Genomic DNA, 23,617 nt, shown 5'->3' with positions numbered 1-23,617 from the left:
ATCAATGGAAATAAAAAACTTCGGGATAAGAGAGAAAATCATTGGAGGTTTCCTCATTCTAATAATCATCTTTGGTTTGAATGGTGTATTTAACCTTTCCGCCATTAACAATTCTCAAAGAGCCCTTTGGGAAATTTTAAAGGAGAAAGATCCTTCTTTGCAAAATCTTAATCAGTTCAGATTTGAGGTACTTCAGAGTATACATAACACCTCCGGTCTTGTTTATGGCTATTCCCCTGTACAGGCTGATAAATCTTCTGATATAGATTATATAAGTGATTTACATAAATTAAAAAAAGATTTACTTGCCAACAGAGTATTTTGGGAAGAAGATGAATCGAAGGAGCTATTAAAGGATGTTATGAATAATGCAGACAAACTTATTGCCCTTGAAACTACAATTATAAATAACTACAAAACAAATTTATCCGATTCTTTAGTAAGTGAGCGTTTTGAAGCAACAGTGATTCCGATTGCCAGCAAAATCATAGAACAAACTGACATAATAATAAAGATTAAAGAAACCGAAAAAGAAAAAGATGAATTTATGATGACCGAATTTTTCGGGTCTCTTAAAAATGGTTTATTCATTTCCGGTATTTTAATCATTGTAGTATGTGTGGTGATATCCGTTTATACTTCTAATACCGTTCTCAATCAGATTAAAAAGATTGGAGAGGTTACAGAAGATCTTAGCAAAGGCTTACATCCGGAACCTATTCAGAACATCAAAAACGATGAGGTTGGTAAAATGGCTAAAGGAATCAATACCTTGATTGAGGGATTAAAAGAAACTTCAGAGTTTGCAGAAAACATTGGTAAAGGAAATTTTGAAGCAGAGTTCAGCCCTTTAAGCAGCCAGGATGTTCTTGGTAATTCATTAATTGAAATGAGGAACAATCTTAAAAAAGTTTCAGAGGAAGACAAGATCAGAAATTGGGCGAACGAGGGTAATGCAAGGTTTAATGACCTTTTGAGAAATAATTATAACGATAGAACTGAATTTGCATACACCATCCTTTCTTCCCTGGTAAAATATCTTGATGTAAACCAGGGAATGTTCCTTGTGTGTCAAGTAGAAAATGAAGAAGAGTATATTGAGGAGATAGCATCTTATGCATGGAATAGAAGAAAGTTTGGTAAAACCCGTTATTTAAAAGGAGAAGGATTGGCAGGTCAAGCATGGGTGGAGCAAGAACACATATTCATGTCTGAAGTACCGGAAGATTATGTGCAGATCAAATCCGGGATAGGATTGGCAATGCCAAGATCAGTAATTGTTTTTCCATTAAAATATAATGAAGAAATATATGGAATCATAGAACTTGCCTCCTTTAAGGTATTTGCAGGATACGAAATTGATTTCTTATTAAAAATATCTGAAAACATTGCTGCTTCTCTTTCAAATTCAATGACAGCAGAGAAAATGAAAAAACTTCTTGATGAAACACAGGTAAAATCGCAGCAATTAAGAGAGCAGGAAGAACAAATGAGACAAAACCTGGAAGAACTTGGGGCTACTCAGGAAGATATGATGAGAAGAGAGATGGAAATGAGCCAGCAGCTAAAAGTACTAAATCAGGAAAATGATATCCTTAGAGAAAAAATGAATGGTCTTGAATAACTTTTATAGCTAAGCAGAACTTTGACAGTTCTGCTTAGCTTATTTTTAATTATTGTACTTTAATAAATTTCAAAGTCCTTTTCTCTTTCCCTGAATCTACTGTTACAAAATAGGTTCCTGCAACAAGGTTTCCTCCGATAAGCTCCTCATCTCCTACAATAATTTTTTTTGAAATTACTTTCCTTCCAAAAAGGTCTACCACAGAAACCATCACTTGCTGTCCCTTTAAATGTCCTATTACGAGGTGTGCTTCTTCTCTGGATGGATTCGGGAAAAGCTTATAACCATCAATAGTCATTGGAGAATTATTTGACAATACATTAAAACATAAATCTCTACCGTCTGTAATCGCCCCAACACCAGATGAAGTAGCAAGTCTCAACTTATAACTCCCTTCAGGCAAAGAGGAAGCAATCTCTCCAGTAATCATTCCATTAGGTCTGGATTCAGATGTACCGATTATAAGAGCGTTATCAAAACTACCGGTATTATCAGATAATTCAAGTCTAAATACTGTATTACCAGGGAAATTACCCCAGGTATTGTATTGAACATTGTAAGTTGAAGGTAAACAATTTGTTGTTGTAAAGGCCGTGTCATTAGCCCAAGTCAAATGACTGACTCCTACTTTAGCTATATTCTGAGAAGGTTCAAACCCTGTAAGGTTGCGTCTGTAATATGTAGTAACATAAACAATACCCGGATCATAAGATAACCCATTTGCTCCCGGAATATCATAGTAGTTAATATTATCCATACTTACCTGCCATTGATAGACATTACCAGCCTGATCCACTCCATTCAGTTGATCAGGGCTTCCGGATAATGCAACAGGGTCACCAGAATTTAAAAACCACTGTGAATTTCCGATTACAGAATGAGTTACAGTTCCTGGTTGTATGTTAACCGTAAATACATTACTTGGACTTCCATTACTCAATCGTCTGAAGTAGGTAGTCGCAGAGAGATCAACATCTGGTACAAAAGCTATTTGATTGCCATTTTGCAAAGGAGTCCAGTTAATTTTATCAACGCTTTTCTCCCATTGGATTGAACCACTTACAGGATTTCCTACAATAGCTCCAATTGCGGATGAAGGTGCATTGGAATAAAACACTTTATCAGCAGTAAGTATTTCATTACCAGAGGTTGAAGAACCTTGAGCCAAACTTATTTCATTGCTTTTATGATTCGTCTGAGGATCGAATATAACAGCATATATATTGCCCACCCCGTAGCTTAGATCGGACGCATTAAGCGGAAAACTTTTTCCTGTTATTTCTACCTCCTTCACTCCTCCAGTTACATCAAATGCATCTGAAATTTTTACAGGCGTGCATTTTTCGCAAGGGCTGAACATTAGTATTGCCTTACTTTCTATCAGAGAGGTTGCAAATTTATTGAATACCTTCAATGTAAAGTCAAAGGTTTTAGTTGATGCAACATCTACAACATTACTGTTAACACTAAGCTGAGAAACAATACAAGAGGTTAAGCCAAATCCTTTGGCATCCGGCCTTGACGATGAAATCCCTTTATCATAATAAAATGATCCTGGCACTATACAAAAATTATCTTTACCATAAACAGGATCTATAAACTGGATTTCTTCCAGATTAAGATTTACCTGATTCTCTCCCAATTGCAAGGTGGGAACGGTACCATGGGTTTCCATTCCATTACCACCGGAAAAGTAGTTATTAAAGATATTATAGATTACAGGATCTTCATCATCCTCAGGAGTGGCAGGATTGTCCTGCTTAATAAAGAAATATTCAAGGTCAGCCTTTGGTTTTCCTGGGTCATTGGCACCTCTGTAAATATTCCTTACATAATTGCCATCAAAGTTCGTAACACGTTTCTCAGTCCCCAGATAATCAGATTCGCAATAAAATGCTGCAGACACACTGTTGAAATCATTCACATCACTTGTATCATTCCAGGTATATGTTTCAGCTCCGCCATCAAGATAGTTGTTATAAAATTCTATACCGGCACCAAGTTTATTTATAAGATTACCTTCTGGAAGATCGGGAAGAAAAGCTGTTTTAAAACCTTCCCTGTTAAGTCCATGAACCATTTCATTTTTACCATCCATGATGATGTTATTATAAAAATTTCCTCTTGTACCTCTTTCTATCTGAAATCCATTATTTTCCACACCATAGCTGGTTCCGTCAAGGAGACTTGATTGATAACAAATATTATTGTGCACTTCAACCTCAAGTGCGTTACGGACTTGTATAGGTTCAAATCCAGTCCTTACGATCAGATTGTTATATAACTTTACATTGATAGTGCTATGCCAGATAGGCAACTCAGTTGATTGTCCTATGTAAATACCTTCCATACCAATATCATGCAGATAGTTATCATGAATAAATATATCTTCCATGACAAAAGAATTATCTCTTCCATCAAGTCCATTACCACCTCCATCTATTTTGCAGGAAATAGCAGAAGCTCCGGCATTCGTCACTTCGATATTTTCTATTTCGATATGACTTGTAAGCTTATCCTTAGGTATAGAAGAGTTTGTCCATTCAAAAACAACTCCGTGACAACCTCCTCCCTTTGTAATTTGTCCGTTTATAGGAGCTGCATCCCAACAGGAGTGAGAAATTTTTATTCCATACTTTATACCTGGTGATCCTCGCCCAGATACTTTCACATACTGACATTCCTGAAGACGAAAAGCTGAATTGTAGTAAACCGGGTTTACTATCAGATAATTAATATCTACAATTCCTCCTTCCTGATTAGTAATCGTAATCCATTTATCGGGGGTACCAAAAATTCCCCTAAACAATAGGTAGCTTCTCATACCATGCTGCAATACCATGGTATCACCAGGACTTATTTTATAATTCTTCGTTGCCGAAACCTTTCCATCATCACTTATTGTAAAATGTAAACTAGTTCCAAAGACGTCTGTAAGGGATGAAGGTATCCACACTTTAGTCGCAAATGAGTTTTGGGCATAAATAAAAAAAGCCAAAAATAGCAATAGATTAATTCCGGATTTTATCCTCATCATCATAGTATTTTTTTATATCCAAACTATAACAGGATCTAAAAGTTTAAACTTTAATATGTATTTAACTTTGATTGTCCGCATTTTTTATCTATACTTGCTTCATGAATAATTTAAAACATAACTATTGGTGCTGGCACATTACTCCTAAAGAGATTGTGGACAGTATAGTTATGTCTGAAGAATATTAGATTATAATATTATATGATATAAAAGGCTCACTGTGCACGGTGAGCCTTTTTTGTTTTATACCTAACTCAATAACCTATGACATTTGAAGTAACAGAGAAAGGCTTTTATGGCACTTTCGGAGGCTCCTATGTGCCCGAAACACTGATATCAAACATAGAAGAACTTCAGAAGAATTATCTGAAGATTATTGACAGTGCATCATTTAAAAAAGAATTCTTCTGGCTGCTTAAACATTATACAGGCAGACCTACACCTTTATATTATGCGCAAAGATTATCGGAAATATATGAGACCAAAATTCTCCTAAAACGCGAAGATCTCTGCCATACTGGTTCTCATAAAATCAATAATACTATTGGCCAGGCATTATTGGCCAAAACACTTGGCAAAAAACACATCATAGCAGAGACAGGTGCTGGTTCACATGGAGTAGCGACAGCAACAGTTTGTGCTCTGCTTGGCATATCTTGCTCTGTCTTTATGGGAGAAAAAGATATTGAAAGGCAACAACCCAATGTAAAGAGAATGCAAATGCTTGGAGCTACTGTAATTCCAGCAAGATCAGGTAGCAAAACGCTTAAAGATGCAACCAATGAAGCCTTAAGATACTGGATTAATAATCCTGAAGATGTTTACTATCTTATTGGCTCTGTATTCGGACCACATCCTTATCCTGCAATGGTAACAAAGTTTCAGTCTGTGATCAGCAGTGAAATTCTGAATCAGCTTTATCAAGTAGCTGGGAAGACAATACCAGACTATGTGATTGCTTGCGTTGGCGGTGGCAGTAATGCAGCTGGAAGTTTTTACCACTTTCTTGATTTACCGGAAGTAAAACTCATCGGAGCTGAAGCAGCAGGACATGGCGTAGAATCCGGTATGTCTGCAGCTACTACTTATCTTGGAAAGCCTGGAGTTATTCACGGATGTAAAACCCTGTTCATCCAATCCGATGACGGACAAATAGCCGAAGCTCATTCAATTTCTGCAGGACTTGATTATCCGGGTATAGGACCTTTACATTCAAGGTTACATGAAATTAAAAGAGCAGAATATATTCCTGTCACAGACGATGAAGCTATGAAAGCAGGAGTATTACTGGCTTCCAAAGAAGGAATAATCCCGGCATTGGAATCTGCTCATGCACTGGCAATACTTGACAAAAAGAAGTTTGAAAGAGATGAAGTAATTGTCATCTGTCTTTCAGGAAGAGGAGACAAAGATCTTAGTACTTATGAAAACTACAATTGAAACTATGGAAACAGCAATCAAAATAAATAATAAACTAACAAAAACGCTTAAGATAAAAAATAAAATTCTATCTGTTTATTTTACTGCAGGCTATCCTGAGCTATATGATACCTCGAGACTAGTACTTACGTTACAGGAAGCAGGTGTAGATATGATAGAGATCGGTATTCCATATTCAGACTCACTTCTGGACGGTCCAATCATACAAGAAAGTAATAATAGAGCATTGAACAATGGAATGACACTTAAGCTTTTGTTTAAAGAGTTATTAAAAATAAAAGATCAGGTCAGAATACCATTAGTTTTGATGGGATCTTATAATTCTGCCATTAGATTTGGAATGGAGGCATTCTGCAAAGCATGTAAAGAGTGTGAAATAGATGGCGTTCTATTCCCGGAAATGCCTCCTGAAGAACTTCTGGAAGACTATGCTGAAATATATGAAGAGAATAATCTCTCTTCGATATTTATGATTAGTCCACAGACTTCAAAAGAACGATTGAAGTTTATTGATAAAGTGACTACAGGTTTTATTTATGTATTATCATCGAATAGCACCACAGGAAGTAATGATAAAACAGCGTTCAGAAATTCATACTTTGAAAAAATCAGAGATGAGAAATTACAAACACCAACAATGATAGGCTTTAACATACGGACAAAAGAAAACTTCGATATGGCTTGTAAATATACCCGAGGCGCTATTATTGGATCAGAGTTTATAAGACTTATCTCAAATGGTATTGAAAAGGACCAGATAAAGAATTTTATAGATACATATAAAAAATCTGAATAATTGTCTGTAATCAAAAGAGTCCCGTTATTAGGGACTCTTTTAATATAATGAACGTGTGAAAATATCCCTCTTATTATTCAACAACAATTTTATCTGATGAAAGAGGTATAAATTTATATCCTTTCAACTTTCCTTTTTCCTGCTTTGCAACAAACTGATTGATGATTTTCTGAATATCCTTACTTTCTTTTTGTTTTGTAATAACATTTCTAAAATCATCAATATGATTAAGCGTATTGTCTTCTGCAAAGCCAAAGCCCTGGTATTTCCCATCTTCAACAAGAACTACTGAATTTTCATACCGTGATCTCCCCTTACCAATTATAGCAAAGGTCGGTTTTTCCTGTTTCATTCCATCCAATGCATCCTCTACCTTTTTGTTATAGTCTTCAGGAGATTCCTCCATTACACAAGCACCCTTGCAGGCTTTCAGACTGTAATCCACACAAGCTTTTTTAGTTGTTTGAAGCCCTGACAATCTTGGACAAAGATCAAAATCCCTGACTGCTGCATATAGAAAATCTCTGGCATCAGTCATGTAGTTAAAAGAAAACAAAGGAACTGTTTTTTGTATCTTGCCTATACTCAGCCTTTGGTAACCATTTTGATCATAGTAGGAAAAAATACCAAACTGAGCTTCCGGGAATTTCTGTATTTTATTGTAAGGAGGCCAGAGCCTTTTTATTTCATGTGATTCCATAAGGAAAGCCACTAACTCATTACCCGCAAGTTCAAAAGAGATACTATGAATATTATTAAAAAATCTAAGTTTTTCCTCTGCAGAATTCCTGGAACTGAAGTGCCCCGCAATACGCTTTTTAATATCTATTGCTTTGCCCACATACATAGCCTTACCATTTTCATCATGAAAATAATATACACCAGGAAGAGAGGGTAAAGAATTGAACTGCTCTTTATCAAGATTTGGAGGAAGTGTTGTTTCCTTTGAATTCGCTTTTAAAGAAGTAATAATAAACCCTTCCGAATCATTTTCTACTAACTTTGTAAAAACCTCATAAGTTGCTTCAGCATCCCCGCCCGCTCTATGTCTGTTTTCAATTTCCACATTTAAGAACCTGCATAAGTTACCTAGGCTATAAGAAGGGAATCCTGGAAATATTTTCCTGCTTAATCTTACAGTGCAAAGTTTTTTGGGTTTGAACTCAATGCCTGCTTCGGCAAGTTCTGACTTCACAAAATTGAAATCGAAACTAACGTTATGTGCTACAAAAATACAGTCCTTCAGATAATCATGAATTTCCCCGGCCACCTCATTAAAATAAGGAGCAGCATCGGTCATGGAATTATCGATTCCCGTAAGTCCTGTAATGAAAGGAGGAATCGGCACACCGGGATTGATAAGAGATTCAAATCTGTCTATTATTTTATAGCCATCTGTGATTATTATAGCAATTTCAGTAATCCTGTTACCTTCGGAGTACCCTCCCGTTGTTTCAATATCGACGATTGCAAAAAGCATTAAATCTTTGTTAAATTAAATTCATTTTATCTCCATCAATTGATAATGAGGAAAATAAAATCTTTGAACACACCAGCAGGACAACCCGTTTTTTTCAATTATTAAAGCTTCCTGATTAACGGATCAAAGTTAAAAAAAATATTTTCACTAAAACTAAATTATTTAGCAAAACGTATGTATATTTGCTAAAATAATTAACGGACATGCTAAGAATATCTGCAAATGATCAGAGGATTTCACTAAAAATCGAAGAGGCTATTTTTAATGAAAAAACTGTAAATCAGTCGATAAGAGTATCCGAAAATGAAAAAGAAAAAAATCTGGAGAATCTTATCATTAAAAATCCGTCCTCGACGTTTTATGTCCGTATAAAGGGGAACAACCTTCAGTTGCCCGGGGTCACAGATGGTGACCTGCTAGTAGTAGACCGAAAAGAAGAACCCGGCCAAAACTCTATGGTAATTGCGATTATTAATGGAGAAATGGTTTTAAAAAGGGTTGGAAAACATCAAAATAAGCTGTACCTTTTTTCTGACAATGCTGAAAAGCCAGTCGAAATTACAGATACAATGGATTTCACAATTTGGGGTGTCGTGAATTTTATAATTCACAAGGTGTAAAAAAAGTTGGTTACTTTTTTTGACAGACAACAAGGGGCATGCAAATGCCCCTTTTGTTTTTATAACCAGTTATCAAAAATAATTTAATGTACTATCGCTTCTAAAACCTCAAATACCACATCACTACATACCAAATTAATGTTCCTGCAAAAAGCGCTGTAGATGCCGCATTATAAATTCTAAACTTATATGCTTTTGTCTTTTCCATTAACAAAGCCACTCCTATAGGGATCCAAAGTATCAAAAGAATGATGTAATTAAAAATCAATGGAAACAACAACAAGGTCGTAAAGTACAATGCGCTTAGCAAAATGTTTCCCGTAAAAATCCCCAATACAGCTCCTCCTCCTATCATAAATGGAAACAGCCAAGCAAATGCTTTACATCCTTTTTTAAAATATCTTCTGAATTTATATTCAAAATTTGCTTGTTCCCTCTTTGCCTTTTTAGGTTTTATTTCCCCTCTGGTTCTTTTCAACCAAATCAAGCCACCTGAAATAGTAAGGATAGAAATAAGAATTCCACCAACTGAATAAAGAATATTCAGAAGCATGCCTGAAAAATCTCCAAAATGAAATGAAACACTACTATTCAATGCCCTCATTAAATGTGACTCATTCTTTCCTCCTACTGAAATTAGTTTACCTGTTTCAGGATGAAGAAAGACTCTATGATAAGCTCCAAGAGCACCGTTTTTTCCATCATTATGCTGAAAGTGGAACATAGTTCTTTCCGAAAGAAAGGAGATATATTTAATGGGTTCATATTTATCCGGATTAGCCTCCTTCGCTTCATTTACAAGCACATTCAAATCGAACGACTTAGGTATTTTTGTCTGATAAAATGAAGTACCACGTGGCCCTCCTATCACTCCTGAAAGCGTAATTAATAATGCTGTGGTTGCCATCAGTGCATTAAAAACCAGAGAAAGCATACCAATGGAATTATGCCAGTTCTTAAGGTTCTTAAATTTTAGTGAAAGGATCTGTAGAAGTTTTTTACGATAAATATAGGCTCCTGAAATTACAGCAATACAAAGCCCTAGGCTGAATATAAATGTAACTATTAGTCCTGGATATCTTGGTAACAAAAGGTAATAATGCAGGTCTTCGGTAAAATTAATGAGGTCATACTTCATCACCTCCCATTTCATGGTTTCAGAATCCAGATATACTTTTCTTTTGTTATTAGCATTGTTTCTATTGATTAGATAAGCTCTGTAAACCTGATTTTTTTCCTTTGGATAATAAAGAGTTGTCACACACCATTCCTGATATTGCTTGTTTAGATCACCATACATTTCTGAAGCTAAAGGGACAGAGTGATATTTTGCATTATACAACTCAGGATGTAATATTTCTTCCAGAGTATGCTTAAAGCAGAGAACGGAACCTGAAAGAGAGATGATAAGTAATCCAATTCCTGCAATGATTCCAGCCCATGAATGGACTTTAAATACATCTATATTTCTGATAGGCATTTATTAGTAGTTGATCGTATAAGTAAAATTAATAGTACGTCCTCTTCCAGCTACATAGCTGCTTCCGGAACCTGCCCATTGAGAAATCGGAGGAAAATATAATCGGTTAAAAAAGTTATTAATCCCCATGCTGAAAGTTCCTTTCCATAAAGCATAATTTACCATTAAATCTACTAGGTAATAGTCTGTGACCTTACCTGTTCCAAATCCTGCAGGTTGTCCTTCAAAGCGGTTTCTGTTACCAGAGTATAGCCCCTGAACACCTACATCCATCTTTTTTGATACTTTACACAATACACTCCCTGTAAGCTTTAAAGGGGAGATACGAGACCCAAGCAGATAATCAGTAAATCTGCCATTACCATCAGGATCACTCTTTCCTTCGGCATAAGAAGCAGATGCATTGAAATGCCATTTTTTTAAGCTATAATTCACAACCGATTCAATTCCATAAATTTTTTCAGGAGCTCTTTGAACATCAAATGAAGTTCCGAAGATTGTAACGCCATATTGTGAGGTATTATAGAAAACTGCAGTTTGAATTGTAAAATCTCCAAGTCCCATATCCCAACCGAACTCATAGTTGTTAACCACTTGCGGCTTAGGTTTCAAATCAGTTAGAGCTTTAGCTGCTGTGCCTCTTAGTTCACGTCCTACTTCTGTTGTGGCAAATCCTTGTCCATACGAGACATATGGGCTGAATAATTTATGTAGATTATATCTGACACCTGCATTAAAAAGCCATTTGTTATAAGTAAGCGTACCACCCTGGACCATTTGACTTGATCTCAGCTGTTTGTAATCATTTACTTTTAGGATAACTGTTTCATTCCTTAGTCCTGCCCGCAGCACAAGTTTTTTTACAGGAACTATTTTCGCTTGCAAAAACGGAGCAAGGTTATATTGCCTGATGCCTGGTACCCAAATCCTTCCATCAGTAAGCTTCTGAAATGTATTGTCTTCTACAAGATCTGCACCATAAGTAAGAGTACTTCCGACCAACTTAGGCAGTTCAGTTTTAAAGTCGATCCGAATGCCCATTTTATCAGATGAAATATAACTCTGAGCTGATCTTCTGAGGCTGTCTAAAGGAGGAAAATAGGTTGATGAATGTTCATAAGGGAATCGGGCAAAATTGTTCTGAAGATAGGCTAAAGCTTTAAAAGAAGTATTCCTGAATAGCTCTTCATTATAATAACGTAAGGTAAAACTAAGGTTTTTAGTTGCAGTACCTAACTGATCATCATAAACATTTCCAAACTGAGTACCGGCCTTCTGAACTCTGTATTCCCCTCCCATACTTATAAATCCAGGTTTTTGAATGCTATTAAAATACAACCCTTTCAGTTCTATGCCTGACTTATCATTGATCTCATAACCAACCTTTCCAAGTAGACTTAAGTTATTCGTATTCGCTGCTCCTCCCTGCCCCAAAGGATCAACAGGAATAAGATCGCCCTCCGCATCATAGTATTTCCCAATGTACTCATATGCTCCATTGGCTAGAAAGCTGAATCTGTCAGCCTTACCTGTAATCTGCTGAAAAATTCTTCCACCCAATGGATCTTTCTTCTGAACGGCGTCATTATTAAAGACAAAAGAAGAATTGCCGGAAACGGAAGTTGTAAAGCAAACAGTATCATTTTTAAATTTAGGACTCTTTGTAGTGAAATTAATAACACCTCCCGTAGCACCATGCCCATAGACAGCTGTAGCACCTCTGACAATTTCAACCTCTCCAATTGAAGATATATCAAGAGACTTCAACTCTCTGGAAGCGCTACGAATAGGAGTTGACTGAGGCACACCATCCAGCATTACCAACATATCCCTTCCCCTGATTCCCTGTCCATAGTTACTGGCAGATTCCGTGCTCTGAGCAACTCCTGGAGTTGTTTTACTTAAAATATCATTAAGATTATTATTGATCGTAGCCTGTTGCTGAAGCTCTTTTTCTGATAATACAGACACTGACACCACTTCTTCTTCCCTTTTACCAATGCGACTTGCATAAACAACCACTTCTTTGATCTCTTCAGATTTCAGATGAATAACTACAACTGAACCAACATGGACAGTTTCTTTGTGGACTTCAAAACCAACTGCCATTACATTTAGAGTATATGAGCTATCAGTAAGATCATTAAAACTAAACAAGCCACTATCATCAGCCATAGCTTGTCTTGAACCACTATTGCCATTTAATTCCAGCACAGCAAAAGGAACAGGACCATCATCAGAAATTATAGTTCCGGAAATTGTTTTTTGAGCAAATGAAAAATTTCCAAAAAATAAAAAAGCTGTCAGAATAAACAGACGAATAACAAATTTTAACATAAGAGAATCATTACATATCGATCACATAATTACAAATAATAAGAATAGGCCTAATAGGAAAAACAGGAGGTTAAATAGGCCATTCAGGATTTTTTAAAATACCGATCAGCATATTTTAAATACCAAATGGACTATAAGATATGGTTGTCTGCATACTTATTTTGTTAAAAAAAATTTTATGAGAGTTTTAAAAAATATTGTCTTATTATTTGCGCTTCAAGTATTCTTATTTAGCTCATGTAAAGAAGAGAAAAAGGATACTCCTACGCCAAACAATTTGCCTAAAAACACCAGTATACTTTTTGTAAATGGACTTTCGGATGCTTCTGGTAATACCCAATTTAAGTTAGGAAGCGAAGTTCTTGCAGATATAGCCACAAAAGCATATTCCAAGTATATCAAGGTTTCTGAAGGTAATCAGAAATTGACAGTTTCTGCAGGAGGAACAAATACTTCTTTTGATTTAAAGATTGAAAAAGATAAATATTACACTGTACTATTAAGCGGAACTGTCGCTGCTCCTAAGATTGAGGTTTTGAATGACGACTTTGGTAATGTAAGTGATCCTTTAACAAAATTCTCCTACAGATTTGTAAATTTATTCAAAGCAGGAAATGATTCTCTTTCCATGCAAGCTTATTATCCATCATATAAACTTTGGGCTACACAAGCAGGTGCTCACGAATATGTAGCTTATGGAAAATCAAGTGCATCTACAGAATATACTGCTGGCGCTGCAGCACAATGGAGAGCTATCAAATCTGGTTCCGAAGATACTAAAGAGTATAACGTTTCAGGTATTATATACAGGCTTGGGGGAAAAACGATTTACTATGAAGCACCTAATACATTTTCAGGTAGCTTAAATAAGCATTATAGCATTGTAGTATTCGGGCAAGATAGCGATGCTTCTTCTGCTATCATTGAACATGAGCAGCAGATACAATAATAAAATTTAACCAATCCATACTTTGAAAGCCGCTTTAGAAATGAAGTGGCTTTTTTATTTATAAAAATTAGCTCTTCATAAAATCTTCTGAATCTTGTCTGTCAACTGAGGAACCAAGCTCAATCATGCTTAGGGCTTCACCCTATGCTGCCAAAATATACTATTCAAGGAATCTTGAAAGCCACAGTTGAGCAAGAGCTACATAATAAAATTCATCTACTGTAAATTAATTGTAGCTCTTCGTGGATATGGAGACGCCAACATGGCGTCTCTACGAGGATACTTTCAGCTTTATACTTTATGCTTTTTCAATACTTACAACTTATACAAGTTGTCCATTTTGCTTTCTGAACTGACCAGGTGTCACACCGAATTTCTTTCTGAATGAATGAATGAACTTACTTGGACATTGATAGCCTATATCATAGGCAATCTGACTGATAGGACAATCACTTTTCTTAAGCAATGTGCATGAAGCACACAGCCTGCGATCAACGAGGTAGTTGTGAACAGTGGATTGAAAACATTCTTTAAATCCTTTTTTCAGTTTAAACTCATTCAAACAAACAATCTTTGAAAGTTCTTTTAAAGTTGGAGGATTGCTGATATTGTCTTCTAGATATTCCCTTGCTTTGAATAACTTTTGAAGATCTTTTTCAGAAAGAAAATTACTTTGATTATTCTCCCAGATAAACGAATCCGATAACTTCATCAACTCTGCCAGCAACTCAAAAACCTTTGCTCTTATCACAAGCAACTGAGCAAAATCAGACTCTTTATTTTGAAGGATCTCTGTTAGAATTTTATTGACATTAGGAGGAATTCTTCCCAATATGGATATATTTTGAAAAGAATCAATCAGCTGTATCATCTTCAGATTTATCTTGCTGGATGGAAGATTCTTTAATACTTCTTTTAATAAACCTAACCTTATTCCCAGATCAACTGAAACTATCTTTTTCTTTTTAGGATAAACCCTATTGATGCCTTTACTACGAAAGAAGAAACCTCTGCAGGTTCCGCCTTGTATCTCCTGTGATTTGCCTGAGACCGAATTAGTCATCCTGAAATCACCTTCTATAAAAAAGCTTATTTTAAAATATTCCTCCTGACTTAAAGATGGAAAACAAAGTGGCTGAGAGATCTCCAGATCATGAATCGCCATTACCACACCATTGTCAATCTGATAACCATAAATATCACCGCATACATCTTTCCTCTTTATCTGAAGCTTGCTATAATGTTGATTAAAAGAATATACAGCTGCTCCGATTGTCTGAAGGCTTTTTAGAAAATCATGAATGCTAAAAACTTTCATAAAAATGTACAATTTATAGTTATTTATAAATAGTCTAAATATAATTAAAGGTCTAATTTAGCATATTATATGTTTTAAAGTCAAAAAAAATTAAATAAAAATGATTTTATTGTAGATAAACCACGAATAGTACACAATACCATAATTGTATTTTTTAAAGATTATACTTTTTAGCCTATTAAATGTCCACAATAGCACATTCGATCAGCCAAAGCAGAAATACCTTTGAAAAAAATCCTCAGAGTATGATTACAAAGGTAAAAAAGACCCTCCAGACGATGTTTGTCCGTTCGAGAGGGAACGATCTAAATATATTCAACCATAAAGAATCCAACATCCAGCATTATGAAAAAACCATCATAAAGGTTACTGATTACATATCCAATCATCTTAGAAGTTCTCACAAGCCATTTTCAGGAATAACTCCTGCACAATTAAGGCCTAAGGTAAATGGTATTGATCTGAATATTCCCCTTACAAGCCTGGATGCAGTCCTCGCTGAAGTAGATGATATCTATACGAAGCACGCTGTTCTATTTCACTTGCCTCAATACATTGCTCATCTTAATTGCCCTATACTTATTCCTGCTCTTGCGGCTGAAGTTATAGTTAGCTCGCTAAACTCCTCTCTCGATACCTGGGATCAAAGTGCAGGTGGCACTTTAATGGAAATGAAATTAATTGAATGGACGTGCAAAGAACTAGGATTAGGACCATTAGCCGATGGTGTGTTTACCAGTGGCGGCACTCAATCCAATCTCATGGGAATGATGCTCGCAAGAGATTATTTCCTGAAACACAAGATTCAATGGGATGTAAAAAAAGAAGGACTTCCAGTTGAAGCGAGCAAGTTCAGAATTTTCTGTTCCGAAAAAAGTCATTTTAGTCTGCGCAAAGCCGCTATTTTACTTGGTCTCGGTGAACAGTCTATCATAACAGTTAAAACAAACAGGTTATATCAGATCGATATTAATGCACTTCAGGAATCTATCGATATTGAAAAAGCAGCTGGTAATATTCCAATTGCAATCGTTGCTACCGCAGGTACAACAGATTTCGGAAGCATAGACCCTCTTAAAGAGATTGGTGCTTTAACAACTAAACATCAACTATGGTTTCATGTAGATGCCGCTTATGGCTGTGGATTGCTGCTTTCCGATAAATACAAACACCTGATCAATGGCATTGAGCATGCAGACTCGGTAACTGTTGATTATCATAAAGCCTTTTTTCAACCGGTTAGCTCCAGCGCTTTGTTGGTAAGAAACGGAGCATCTTTCGAACACATTACACATCATGCAGATTATTTAAACCCCAAAGAACATGAAAAGGATGGATACCCTAATCAGGTTAATAAATCTATTCAGACGACAAGACGATTTGATGCATTGAAATTATGGTTTACGCTTCGTCTTACAGGAAAAGAGACATTAGGAAGTTATATAGACACCATAATTGAACTTGCTGTTAAAGCAGCTAAATCAATAGAAAAAGATAAGGAGCTTGAACTACTCAATCATCCGGAGATCAGTACAATTCTTTTCAGATACAATCCCTATGGAGTAAATGATATATCGCTGAACGCAATCAATGCCTATATCAGAAAGAAAATGTTTGAATCCGGGAAAGCTTTAATAGCAAGCACTAAGGTAAATAAAGAGGTGTACCTGAAATTTACAATTTTAAATCCCGAAACAACCATTGATGATATTAAAAATATACTGACACAAATTAAACTCTATGGACGCGACTATGCAAAGAACAACTAAGATTGAGCATATATCAGAAGAAATAAATTTCACAGCCCTTTTAAATTGTTTTCTAAGAGAATACAAAAACTGGCATAGATTCTTCTATATTCCAAAATATGACCAGACTTTAAGAGATTACTTCTTAAAAGTAAATCATGATAAATGGATAAAAATTCTTTTTCCTGAATCCCAAAAAGAAGTGTATTGCCCGCTCATATATTATTCAGCAACGGGTAGACATTTATTTAAATTCCCTATCATAGAAAGGAATGCAGAAACAGATGTAATATCTGAAACCAACATTGATTCCTTTCTTTTCCTTATAGCAAAGGAGCTAGGCAATAGCTCTCATCAAAATCTTTTGCTTGAAAGAATTAACGATAGCATTACCAATACAGCTATATTCCTGGAAGAAGCGCTGCATGACAATATATTAGGAGAACTTAACAAGCTTTCAATACCATTTATTGAAGCAGAGCAATCTATGCTATTGGGTCATCAACTTCATCCAGTATCAAAAAGCAGAATGGGTTTCAGCAAAAAAGAACTTGCTCTTTATACTCCTGAAATGCGCAATAGCTTTCAACTACATTATTTCCTTGCTGATCCGGAAATCGTTGTGGAGAAAAGTACTTATGCAACAGAATTAACCCAAAAGATAAGAACTTCATTATTGGAAAGCCCAAGAACTTCAACTGAGGCAAAAGATTTAGTTAATTTCCATTATGACAAAAAACTTCTGCCTATACACCCATGGGAAGCTGCATATTTACTTAAACAAGCTGATGTAATCAAACTTATAGAAGTCGGAAAACTCCTTCATATAGGACCTTTCGGACCTGAATACACTGCCACCTCTTCAGTAAGAACAGTTTACAGTGCATACAGTGAGTTCATGTTTAAATTTTCCCTGCACGTAAAAATAACCAATTCTGAACGGGTAAACCTAGAAAGAGAGTTGCACAGAGGCTATGATATAAGCAGGCTTATGCACACGGCCTGGGGAGAACAATTAAAAGATAAATTTCCTGAAATAACATTTGTTACAGATCCGGGATTCATCGCAATAAAAAATCTTGAAGGAGCTTTCATTGAAGGGTTTAATACTGTAATAAGAAAAAATATCTTCCAAAAAGGAGATGGTTCAGAAAAGAATGTCACTCCTATTGCTGCCTTAACTCAGGATGGTCTGCTTGGCCAGGATTCCAGATTATCTGTAATCATTAAAAGTGAATCGCTAAAAACCGGAAAAACCTTTGAGAATCTTACTGAAGAATGGTTTAAAAAGTACTTACAGATAAGTCTGACACCACTGATAAGAATATACAACCGTTTTGGACTTGCCTGCGAAGCGCATCAGCAAAATATTATGGTAGAGCTGGATAATATAGGATTTCCTAAACAGTTGTATTTCCGAGACAATCAGGGATACTTTTTCAGAGCGGGCAAAGCAGAAGAACTACATTATCTCCTTCCGGACCTTGGTGAAGCCAGCCAATCTATCATTCCTGAAGATTATATTCATCCAAAGTATACATATTACCTTCTGATCAATAACATATTCGGAATCATTGGCGCATTCGGATCGAATGGTCTTGCTGATGAAGAACGTCTCATTAAAATATTAATTAAGGAACTGGAAGCCCTTCAGATTGAAGACACAACAGGTCTTGTTGAATACCTCCTTTATGCCAGAGACTGGACTGCGAAAGGAAACCTCCTTACAACCATAGGTAACAAAGACGAAGCACGGGCACCTATTGAGAATCCTGCTGAATACGTGGATTACCCCAACCCTCTTGTTTTCCGGTATTTTTCAAAAAACATAATTAAACCTGACATCAACAGTCTTGCATTCAAGAAAGATTTCCCTGATCTCGGAATTGAAATAACGCTTAGGCCATTTGACTTATCCAAAGATCTGGAGATGGTACATGACTGGTTCAACCAAGAGCATACAAAAACATTTTGGAAAATGGATGGACCTATACGAGACCTGGAAGCCTTCTATATCATGCTTAAAGACGCCGATCATTCGAATGGATTTATTGGAATGATTAACGGTGAACCAACATTTACACTGGAACCATACTGGCCAATGAGAGATACAGTTGGAAAGTATTATGAATCACTTCCCGGTGACTATGGTGCTCACCTGTTGATAGCACCAACAGATAAAAACAAAAAATTTACCATGCCGGTAGGACAACTCACAATGGAATTTATCTTCAGCCAGCCAGAGGTGGGAAAATGCATCGGTGAAGCAGACATTAACGCCAAGCCGATGCATATCCTGGTGACCAGATTAGGCTTCAAACTTCAAAAGGTAATTGCGATGCCACACAAAACATCCAATCTTACTTTTTGTACAAGGGAATGGTATAAAGAAAGATTCCCCAACTGCAACATTAATATTCATTCATCAATACCATTAAATCAGGAAAATGAATAACTACTTTGATTTTATAGGTATAGGCATAGGTCCATTCAATCTGGGCCTTGCTGCTTTAACCCATGGTAAGGCTGGTTTAAGTGGAATATTCTTTGACAACAATGCGGAATTTGAATGGCACCCGGGAATGATGCTTGACAATACTACACTTCAGGTACCTTTTCTTGCTGATCTTGTCACAATGGCTGATCCATGCAACCCTTTTAGTTTTCTGAACTACCAGAAAATGAATAACAGGATTTATAAATTTTATATAAAAGAAGATTTTTTTATCCTGAGAAAAGAATACAATATGTATTGCAAATGGGTCTGCAGACAGCTTCCTGAATGTATTTTTGGACATACTGTCGAAGCTATTACATTTGATCAAAAAGAAAATTTATACACAGTAATAGTTAAGAAAAACAATACGGAAAAAGAAAGCATCTACCGTACCCCAAGGTTAGTAATCGGAACGGGGACCTCTCCTTCCATTCCCGCTTTTGTTAAAAATCAAAAGCTGGATAATACTTTTCATACTTCAGAATACCTATTCAGAAAAAAAGATATTCTAAAGCAAAAATCTATCACTATCATAGGATCAGGGCAAAGTGCTGCGGAGATATTTCATGATCTGCTTAATAGTATTTCTTTTGAAGAACAGGAGTTAAACTGGTACACAAGGCCTGACAGACTCTTTCCTCTGGAATATTCCAAACTCACACTCGAGCTTACCTCTCCTGAATATGTAGACCATTTCTATTCACTGCCTCCGGATAAAAGAACAGACGTATTGAATAAGCAGGGTATGCTATACAAAGGCATCAACTATGACCTGATCAATGAAATATATGACACTCTATATCATCTAACCCTGGAAGGGCCTGTTCCAGTGAGCATTAAACCAAGTCATGAATTAAAAGCCATCACTACATCTGTTCTGAATAAGAAATTACTTTCCTTCAAGCATGTTCAGACTGATCAGGATACAGAACTGGAAACTGATGCTATCATTCTCGCTACCGGCTATAAGTATAGAGTCCCGGACTGTATCAGACCGGTCCATGACAGGATTAAATGGGATAAATCTGGTAGGTTTGATGTAAACAGAAATTATTCAATAGACTATAAAGGAAATGAAATATTTGTCCAGAATGCTGAGCTGCATACACATGGATTCGTTACACCAGACTTGGGCATGGGCGCATACAGGAATGCTACCATTATCAATGCTATTGCAGGTAAAGAAATATATGCTATAGAAAAACAAATTGCATTTCAGTCGTTCACAACCTCTGCAATGGAAGTATTGAATGAGTCTGTTATATAAAAGAAGTAATATGACAGATAACAAACACAGTAGCCCCATTTTACTTATTGCGTTTCTTGCTGCGTTAGCAGAGTCTCTTCCTGCTCCTTTCTATCCGAGGATATTCAAAGAGATATTTGGAATAAATGATCCAGCATATACAGGAACTTATTTATGTATACTCCGACTGATATTTATGTTATCATATCCTTTGTGGGCCTTGGTTTCAAAAAAGACAGATATCTTCAGGCTGCTCTGCCTAACTCAATTCATAGCAGGTATAGCTAGTGTTTATTGCGGCTTAACAAACGACATCACTTTATTTTATGTATGTTCTATTCTGATGGTTCTATTCAAAAGCAGTTATCTGTTAATGTATCCCCATCTGATAAGCAAGAGTGAAAACAAGACATCGGTTGTTACCAAGCTCGGAATATTGGTACACTTATCAATGATAGTTTCTGCAATATCCGGTGCTTTTATCATAGATAAGATTTCGGTTCAATACCTGTTTATAATCATAGGACTGTTTGATTTTATACAAATGGGAATTAGCCTCAGGTTAAAAGACGTACAAAAAAGTGCTCAGATTCAATCTAATTCTGAATCTATATCATTTGATAAAACAAGGCTTCTATGGATTTGTATGATCACATTTTTGTTTTATCTGTCATCAACTTTGATAAGGCCATTTTATACTGAATTTATCATAGACAGGTATGCTCCGCAGGCTAACTATACATGGGCAGCAGTATTATTCATAATACCAAGCTTATCTGCATTATTTCTGCTACCGCTTGCAGGCAAAAGTTCAATAATTAAAAACACGGCATTCATTTGTGGTGTAATTCTCATCATATTTAGTGTTTTACTTTTACAAGCTTATGTAAAGTCTCTGATTTCAGAAATAATATTTAGAAGTCTCTTTGGAATATCTATCTTTCTGATTTTCGTCCATCTTGACATATCTTTTTTCGAAACAATTCCAGGTAAGGATTCTGCTAAAGCTTATAGCCTAATGCATATTACACAAAATATTGCCTACATGTCAGCACCATTATTAGCAGGATTTTTAGTTGGACGAGATGGATATATAGCTCCATTTATGATGGCGTCAATATGTGCAATACTATCCCTACCTATAGTTTTAATGCTACATTTTAAATATTCAAAAAAATACTCAACCATATTAAACCCGAAAATATCATGATAGAAGAACAAATAAATACTCCAATTGCAAAATTACCAGGAACAGATGTATTGAATATTAACCTATGGAACAAAGTAAACCGGGCATACCTTTGCAAAGCCATAACAGAGCTTATACACGAAAAACTGGCAACTCCTGTGATCCGCTCTTCGGATAAAAGGATCACACATTTCAGGTTATATACAGATAAGTCTAATACATATTATGAATTTACCGGAGAACATCGCAAAATGGACTACTGGCATATCCATAAGGATTCACTGTGTAAATTTCACGATGAACAAGAAGTCCCAAATATCAGCGCTACATTATTTTTCATAGAAATGCAGGAGACTTTTGGAATAAAACCTTTTACCTTAACCCACTTCATTGAGGAAACCAACAATACCCTTTATGCAGATGCCTTTCTCGAATCGAAAGGAAAAATACAATCCGACAAGCTTGCAGATGCTGGATACCAACTAATAGAGCATCAGATGGACGGACATCCTTGGGCTACAGTAAATAAAGGACGTATAGGATTTAACCTTGATGACTACCGTTCCTTTGTGCCAGAAGCAGATCAGATTATTAAATTAAACTGGATAGCTGTTCACAAATTAAAAGCTGAATACAGTAACATCGAGGAATTGCCATTTGAAACTCTAGCCTATTCTGAATTAGGAGATGAACAATATTCAAAATTTAAAGAAGTACTTTTATCACAAAATCTCAATCCTGAAAACTATTGGATGATGCCTGTACATGAGTGGCAATGGAAAAATAAAATAGTATTTCAGTTTGCCGGAGATATTGCTTCTAAATGTATTGTACCGCTTGGGCCAGGAGAAGATGACTATACACCCCAACAATCTATCAGGACTTTCTTTAACATATCCAATCCTGACAGATTCTATGTAAAAACTGCCATATCAATTTTAAATACTTCTATATACAGAGGATTATCTCACAAAAAATTAAAAGTAGCGCCTTTAGTGACAAAATGGGTAAAGGATCAACTGAGCTCAGACAGTGAGCTTCAATCAACAGGCTTTACCCTATTGGGAGAAGTAGCAACTGTAGGATACAAGCATTCAGAATACGAATTGATTGAAGGAGCTCCTTATCAATATAAAGAACTTCTAGGAGCTGTCTGGAGGGAAAGTGCTACGCCCTACCTTAATGAAGAAGAGAATATGATGACCATGGCTTCATTAATGTATGTTGACTCAAAAGGTAAATCATTTATTGGAACCCTGATAGAAAAGTCGGGATTGAGTGCAGAAGAATGGGTAGGAAAATATCTGAACAACTATTTCACACCAATACTTCACATTTTCTATCAACATAAATTTTTCTTTAGTCCTCATGGAGAAAACACAATACTGGTAATGAAAAACTATGTACCGGAGAGAATTATTATCAAAGACTTTGTTGAAGAGATCGTTCTTACAAAAGAAGGCAAACAAAATGTTCCTGATAATATCAGGTCAATACTACGTGACATCGAAGATCAATATGCAACTTTGTTTATCTTGTCTGGTGTTTTTGATGGAGTATTCAGATATATATCCAATATCCTTCATACTTATGCCGGATATTCTGAAGACAAGTTCTGGGAACAGGTAAAAGATGTGGTTATTCAATATCAGCAAAGACATCCTGAATTGAGTTCATCATATAAAAAATTTGATTTGTTTGTTCCGGAGTTTATACGAGTTTGTATTAACAGAGTAAGACTTCTTACCTATGGATATTCTGAAAATACCGATATACCAGTACCTGAGGTCTGTGGGACAATTGACAATCCTATTAAGAATTAAACTTCAATAAGTTTACATTTCCTATATATAAAA

General features: G+C 35.9%; 15 protein-coding genes. 10 read left to right on the top strand and 5 right to left on the bottom strand.

Annotated elements, in window-relative coordinates:
• Positions 1–4: 4 nt before the first annotated feature.
• The gene (locus tag J7604_RS21430; protein ID WP_293900613.1) at positions 5–1,624 is read left to right on the top strand and encodes a GAF domain-containing protein; all 1,620 of its coding nucleotides are present in this window, start codon (positions 5–7) and stop codon (positions 1,622–1,624) included.
• A gap of 49 nt (positions 1,625–1,673) precedes the next feature.
• Here the strand turns inward: J7604_RS21430 and J7604_RS21425 are convergent, their stop codons facing one another.
• Positions 1,674–4,661, bottom strand: coding sequence for a T9SS type A sorting domain-containing protein (locus tag J7604_RS21425; protein WP_293900610.1), 2,988 nt, complete (start codon positions 4,659–4,661; stop codon positions 1,674–1,676).
• A 264-nt stretch (positions 4,662–4,925) separates the two neighbouring features.
• On the opposite strand from J7604_RS21425, the gene trpB reads away from it, so the two are divergent.
• Together trpB and trpA are read left to right on the top strand one after the other, a co-directional pair.
• Entirely contained in the window at positions 4,926–6,101 is a 1,176-nt protein-coding gene (trpB, locus tag J7604_RS21420; protein ID WP_293900607.1) for a tryptophan synthase subunit beta, read from the top strand.
• Complete coding sequence (gene trpA, locus J7604_RS21415) at positions 6,085–6,897, top strand: tryptophan synthase subunit alpha (RefSeq protein WP_293900604.1); 813 nt, start codon at positions 6,085–6,087, stop codon at positions 6,895–6,897. Before trpB ends, trpA begins: the two co-directional genes overlap by 17 nt.
• Positions 6,898–6,970: 73 nt before the next feature.
• Here the strand turns inward: trpA and J7604_RS21410 are convergent, their stop codons facing one another.
• Positions 6,971–8,377 (bottom strand): exonuclease domain-containing protein, encoded by a 1,407-nt coding sequence (locus J7604_RS21410; protein ID WP_293900601.1) that lies wholly within the window; start codon positions 8,375–8,377, stop codon positions 6,971–6,973.
• 203 nt (positions 8,378–8,580) lie between these two features.
• On the opposite strand from J7604_RS21410, the gene J7604_RS21405 reads away from it, so the two are divergent.
• Positions 8,581–8,997 carry a S24 family peptidase gene (locus J7604_RS21405; protein ID WP_293900598.1) on the top strand — a complete coding sequence of 139 codons (417 nt, stop codon included), beginning with the start codon at positions 8,581–8,583 and terminating at the stop codon, positions 8,995–8,997.
• Positions 8,998–9,097: 100 nt separating this feature from the next.
• Here J7604_RS21405 and J7604_RS21400 read toward each other — a convergent pair whose 3' ends face one another.
• Positions 9,098–10,477 carry a PepSY domain-containing protein gene (locus tag J7604_RS21400; protein WP_293900595.1) on the bottom strand — a complete coding sequence of 460 codons (1,380 nt, stop codon included), beginning with the start codon at positions 10,475–10,477 and terminating at the stop codon, positions 9,098–9,100.
• Between the two features lie 3 nt (positions 10,478–10,480).
• On the bottom strand, positions 10,481–12,814 hold the full coding sequence (locus J7604_RS21395; RefSeq protein ID WP_293900592.1) for a TonB-dependent receptor: 2,334 nt from the start codon (positions 12,812–12,814) through the stop codon (positions 10,481–10,483).
• A gap of 178 nt (positions 12,815–12,992) precedes the next feature.
• Between J7604_RS21395 and J7604_RS21390 the strand changes: the two genes are divergently transcribed.
• A complete protein-coding gene (locus tag J7604_RS21390; RefSeq protein WP_293900589.1) occupies positions 12,993–13,763 on the top strand; it encodes a DUF4397 domain-containing protein in 771 nt (256 codons plus the stop codon).
• A 322-nt stretch (positions 13,764–14,085) separates the two neighbouring features.
• On the opposite strand, the gene J7604_RS21385 is transcribed toward J7604_RS21390, so the two are convergent.
• Entirely contained in the window at positions 14,086–15,081 is a 996-nt protein-coding gene (locus J7604_RS21385) for an AraC family transcriptional regulator (RefSeq protein ID WP_293900586.1), read from the bottom strand.
• Positions 15,082–15,326: 245 nt separating this feature from the next.
• On the opposite strand from J7604_RS21385, the gene J7604_RS21380 reads away from it, so the two are divergent.
• From J7604_RS21380 to J7604_RS21360, 5 genes are read left to right on the top strand one after another with little or no spacing between them, the layout of a single operon-like run.
• On the top strand, positions 15,327–16,850 hold the full coding sequence (locus J7604_RS21380) for an aspartate aminotransferase family protein (protein WP_293900583.1): 1,524 nt from the start codon (positions 15,327–15,329) through the stop codon (positions 16,848–16,850).
• The gene (locus tag J7604_RS21375; RefSeq protein WP_293900580.1) at positions 16,822–19,284 is read left to right on the top strand and encodes a GNAT family N-acetyltransferase; all 2,463 of its coding nucleotides are present in this window, start codon (positions 16,822–16,824) and stop codon (positions 19,282–19,284) included. The genes J7604_RS21380 and J7604_RS21375 overlap by 29 nt, the downstream gene beginning before the upstream one ends.
• Positions 19,277–20,593 carry a SidA/IucD/PvdA family monooxygenase gene (locus J7604_RS21370; protein WP_293900577.1) on the top strand — a complete coding sequence of 439 codons (1,317 nt, stop codon included), beginning with the start codon at positions 19,277–19,279 and terminating at the stop codon, positions 20,591–20,593. Before J7604_RS21375 ends, J7604_RS21370 begins: the two co-directional genes overlap by 8 nt.
• A 10-nt stretch (positions 20,594–20,603) precedes the next feature.
• Positions 20,604–21,782, top strand: coding sequence for an MFS transporter (locus tag J7604_RS21365; protein ID WP_293900574.1), 1,179 nt, complete (start codon positions 20,604–20,606; stop codon positions 21,780–21,782).
• Positions 21,779–23,584, top strand: a complete 1,806-nt coding sequence (locus tag J7604_RS21360; protein WP_293900570.1) for an IucA/IucC family siderophore biosynthesis protein — start codon at positions 21,779–21,781, stop codon at positions 23,582–23,584. The genes J7604_RS21365 and J7604_RS21360 overlap by 4 nt, the downstream gene beginning before the upstream one ends.
• Positions 23,585–23,617: the final 33 nt, after the last annotated feature.

It is taken from the genome of Sporocytophaga sp. (assembly GCF_017745095.1).
Taxonomy (GTDB): Bacteria; Bacteroidota; Bacteroidia; order Cytophagales; family Cytophagaceae; genus Sporocytophaga.
This window is presented reverse-complemented; position numbering and strand designations above follow the sequence as displayed.